We start from the raw sequence: 1,787 nt of genomic DNA, 5'->3' as shown, positions 1-1,787 counted from the left end.
ATAAAAACTACATACAATAATTTACTTTCTAAATACAAAAAAGAAAGAGATGCACACTACAAAGCATTAGAAAAACAACTGAACGAAAATTTAGAAAAAAGATTAAACGTTATAGAAGGTTTAAAAACTCTTATAGAAAATGCTGATACAAATACTATGTATAAAGAGTTTAAAGAGTTGCAAGACTCTTGGCGAGCAATTGGTCCTGTTTCTAAAACGAGATATAATGATACTTGGAAAACTTATCATCATCATGTAGAGCGTTTTTACGATTTACTACACATGAGTAATGATTTTAGAGATTTAGACTTTAAAAATAACTTAGAAGAAAAGCTTAAAATTATAGAGAAAGCAGAGGCTTTATCAGAAATGACAGATATAAAGCAAGCTTTTAAAGAATTACAAGTTTTGCATAAAACTTGGAAAGAAGATGTTGGGCCAGTAGCCAGAGAAATGAGAGAAGATATCTGGAAGAAATTTAGTGCTGCTACTAAAAAAATTCACGATAGACGTCATGAGCATTACAAAGAAATGAAGTCTAAATATCAAGATATTATTAAAGAAAAATTGGTAGTTATAGAGGCTATAGATGCTTACGATACTTCTAAAAACAAAACGCATAAAGACTGGCAAAAAAGTATTAAAGAAATAGAAGCATTAAGACAAGAGTATTTTAAAGCAGGTAAATTACCCTACGCAAAGAGCGAAGAAGTTTGGCAAAAATTTAAAAAAGCTACCAAGAAATTTAACAGTGCTAAAAACCTTTTTTACAAATTAGAAAAAAATGAACAACAAGAAAATTTAAAAAAGAAGTTGGCGTTGATAGAAATTGCAGAATCTGTAAAAGATAGCACAGATTGGGATATGGCAACAAATGCTGTAAAACAAATACAAGCAGATTGGAAAAAAATAGGCCATGTACCTAGAAAATTTTCTGATGATATTTGGAAAAAATTTAAAAGCGCATGTAATCATTATTTTGATAGATATCATGATCAAAAAAATGCAGTTAGTAAAGAGCAGCAAGCTGTAATAGATGCTAAAAAAGAATTTTTAGAAACTCTAAAAGATAAAAAAGACCTAACGAAAGAAAAAGTTTTAGCAATTATAGAGGAGTGGAAAAACTTAGGAGCTTTACCAAGAAGTGTTAGGCATCTAGAAGGTAAGTTTAACAAACAGGTAGATAAAATGTTAGAAAGTTTATCTTTAGACAAACAAGAAGTTTCTATGTTGAAGTTTACTAATGTAGTAGATGGTTTAGCAGCAAATAATGATGTTAGAAAATTAGACTCAGAACAAATATTTGTTAGAAAAAAGATAGACGAAATTGTTAGAGAAATACAACAGTTAGAAAATAATCTAGGGTTCTTTTCTAACGCAAAAGATGATAATCCATTGGTTTTAAATGTTAAAAATAAAGTGCAAGAATTTAAAGATGATTTAGCTATTTGGAAAGACAAATTAAGTTATCTTAAAAATTTAGATTATTAGTTATTTCAAAATGTATAAATAAAAAAAACTCGAAGCTTTAACTTCGAGTTTTTTTTATTTATGTTTTATTTTTCTTAAGAAAATAATTTATCCATTTTAGCTTTTTCTTCTTCTGCTAAAGCAGCATCAACTAAAATACGTCCACTATGTTCGTCTATAGTAATTCTCTTTCTGTTAGCAATTTCTAACTGAACTTGTGGTGGAATTGTAAAGTAAGAGCCACCAGAAGCGCCTCTTTCTATAGCAACAACAGCCAAACCATTTTTTACTTTATTTCTAATTCTAGAATATGCAGA

At 28.5% G+C, this 1,787-nt stretch carries 1 protein-coding gene and 1 pseudogene; one reads left to right on the top strand and one right to left on the bottom strand.

Annotation, left to right across the window (positions count from 1 at the left end):
• A partial coding sequence (locus ACTG3S_RS03150; RefSeq protein WP_439127921.1) for a DUF349 domain-containing protein occupies window positions 1-1,491 on the top strand: 1,491 nt, incomplete at its 5' end.
• Window positions 1,492-1,565: 74 nt separating this feature from the next.
• Here ACTG3S_RS03150 and ACTG3S_RS03145 read toward each other — a convergent pair.
• Window positions 1,566-1,787 (bottom strand): annotated as a pseudogene (locus ACTG3S_RS03145) (hypothetical protein); the annotation flags it as partial.

Source organism: Polaribacter sp. (assembly GCF_965656025.1).
GTDB lineage: Bacteria > Bacteroidota > Bacteroidia > Flavobacteriales > Flavobacteriaceae > Polaribacter.
Note: the sequence above shows the minus strand (reverse complement) of the source record. Positions and strands in the feature narration are given on the sequence as shown.